Below are 2,374 nucleotides of genomic sequence, written 5' to 3' on the forward strand. Positions count from 1 at the left end.
GATTACGGTAGCGGACCACGTATCAGGCGCAGAATAATTGGAAATTAGGGAAAGAAGTGGTGCCCCCACACGGACTCACATACAACCACAATAAACGACTTAAATATTGAAAATAAATAAAAATTTTAAAATTTCAATTTACGACCTAGTACCATTTATCTACAAAATCTAGTACCAAATTCTTTGCTCAAATTAGTTCCGTGGCAAGCGCCCTCCCACCCGAAGGCAAGCCTCAAGATTGGGGTACGCCACAAAATTCTTAGTTTGTTCGTAATATCGAGAACCACGAACATGGCAGATACCCGTTCGGGAGAGCTTAACCTCAGGACTATTCTGGGGCGTTGCCGCTTGAGGACGATGGCAATGATAAGGCTGCGATCCAGCATGACAACCTTGAGCGTTTAACCCTCCAGAATGCGCAAAAGCTGACGTTACTGGTAACAGCATAGAGACTGCAATCAGCACGACAGATAATATCCGAACATCCTCCGTAGTACCTCCTATCGGCAATAGCCGTGCATAATCAAAGATCGACTTTGTGCAGTCTCGAACTCTGCATACTTGCCACCCGAATACCTTCTACAATCTCGGCCATATCCATTTTGAATAATAACGGCAGACAGGTCTCGTCCGTCGGGCAGGTAACAAGTTCCTACATATCGATCGTAGGTCCTCTCACCACTCAAGGTACATGACAGTTCCACATCCGAGAGCAAAGCAATCAGCCATGCCTTAGCCTCTTGCCCTCGAGGCTCTGAAAGTTCAGGACCGTCAAGTCCATCCAAACGGATTGGGGTTTCAGCGATTTCTAGTGTGTCGATGTCTCGAACATGACTAACCAAACCTGTGATCACTCCTTCCGCAGCAGCACCGTGATTTAAACCGAAAAAAATGAGAATAAGAGAGAGCTTTAATAAATCCACAAACCTGACCATCAGTACCTCTGCTTACTGGGAATTACTCCACGCACACCACCACGAGGGTCCTCAACATCTCGATCTCTCCGAGGGATCAGGTGAACATGGACGTGAAAAATCGTCTGGCCCGCCGAGCGACCTGCGTTGATACCGATGTTGAAGCCAGAAATAGTAGGGTCACTATTGAGTAAGAATTGCTGCCTAGTACTCAGCATCGAATGGATTGCGTTTAGCTCTGGTTGATAGAGTTCGAAGTAGTCAGCCACATGACGCTTCGGAATGATAAGGGTATGTTGTGGTGTGACGGGAAATGCATCTTCAATCATCAAGCACAATTCATTTTCGTCGATTATGCGGTCAGGTGTCAGCTCGCAGAAAATGCACCCACTGTCTCTGTGCTGGTAGCTTGCAAGAATACCCCTGAAATCCGTGTCATCCCTATCCCTCTTGCTAGTATTGCAAGACATACACAGAACCTGAAAATTACTAAGGTCGTCGGACCCGCCTTTAGCTCTTGGGACAATATGGTCGATATGAAGAGCTGACTGCGTTTCATGTGCACCGCAAAGCTCACAGCGATGCTTTGCTCTCTTCAAAACCTCATACCTGACACTTCCAGATACGTATCCTTCTGAAAGACGTCTATGCCCCCAGATGCCAGCTCCACGACCATCGACGTACTCGTGTAGCTTCTCATCACACAACGCCGCCAGTGAAACCCGCTGATCCTCAGTTAGACCTCTGGATTTCAATCGGTAACCTGCAATCTTGCGGCCCACCTTAATTGGCTCCACAACATCATTCCCAATGAGGACCTTTCCGACCATGTTCTTGGTTCTCAACGAATAATATTCGATCTGAGGTAGGTCATAAGACAGAAGTGCTTTTGCGATTTGCTCTAAAGTTGCCTCCCCGCCCTCCCTTAAGAGAACCGACAGCATTACAGGCTGATAAATATGGCTCATCTTCATCTTATTACGGATGAAGTCTTCTAGATTGACGAGGTTGTTCTGATTATCCATGCCCTAATTATGTCTGAGCCTAGGGAGCTTTGTCACTATGAACATGGATTTAGCACTAGATCGCCTTGACGAATACTTATCGTCAGACGACAGCCCTGAAGACTGTTTCATGTTGTCTGATCTCGATGGCTTCCTCTACGGGATTGCCTGTAGTCCCGTGTTCATTCCCGCAGATGAGTGGATGTCTGTAGTCCTAGGGGCCGACCCTAGGACCGTTCCTCATTGGGTCATTGAACTGATTGGGACACTATACATGGATTTAGCGTCTGGCTTGGCATTAGACGAACCAGTCTGCGAACCCATGTTCTGGCAAGCCCCAGAAGGTCATGTGATTGCAATGGATTGGTGTGAAGGGTTTATGCAAGCAGTGTCGTTAAGACATGAAGCGTGGTTACGACTGACCGAAAGCGGAACACACGGTCACCTTATCATGCC

At 47.3% G+C, this 2,374-nt stretch carries 4 protein-coding genes; 1 reads left to right on the forward strand and 3 read right to left on the reverse strand.

The features are described 5' to 3' along the window. Positions 1 to 192: 192 nt before the first annotated feature. The 3 genes from AC1QQ2_RS13985 to AC1QQ2_RS13995 are packed head-to-tail and all read right to left on the reverse strand — an operon-like array spanning position 193 to position 1,939. Positions 193 to 447, reverse strand: a complete 255-nt coding sequence (locus AC1QQ2_RS13985; RefSeq protein WP_479713590.1) for a YHYH domain-containing protein — start codon at positions 445 to 447, stop codon at positions 193 to 195. Positions 448 to 500: 53 nt separating this feature from the next. Further along, positions 501 to 935 carry a thermonuclease family protein gene (locus AC1QQ2_RS13990; RefSeq protein WP_479713591.1) on the reverse strand — a complete coding sequence of 145 codons (435 nt, stop codon included), beginning with the start codon at positions 933 to 935 and terminating at the stop codon, positions 501 to 503. After that, complete coding sequence (locus AC1QQ2_RS13995) at positions 935 to 1,939, reverse strand: HIT domain-containing protein (protein ID WP_479713592.1); 1,005 nt, start codon at positions 1,937 to 1,939, stop codon at positions 935 to 937. Before AC1QQ2_RS13995 ends, AC1QQ2_RS13990 begins: the two co-directional genes overlap by 1 nt. 37 nt (positions 1,940 to 1,976) lie before the next feature. Here AC1QQ2_RS13995 and AC1QQ2_RS14000 point away from each other — a divergent pair. Further along, the coding region (locus tag AC1QQ2_RS14000) for a YecA/YgfB family protein (protein WP_479713593.1) at positions 1,977 to 2,374 on the forward strand (398 nt) is incomplete at its 3' end.

This window comes from Aestuarium sp. (genome assembly GCF_023253315.1).
Lineage (GTDB): Bacteria > Pseudomonadota > Alphaproteobacteria > Rhodobacterales > Rhodobacteraceae > Marivivens > Marivivens donghaensis.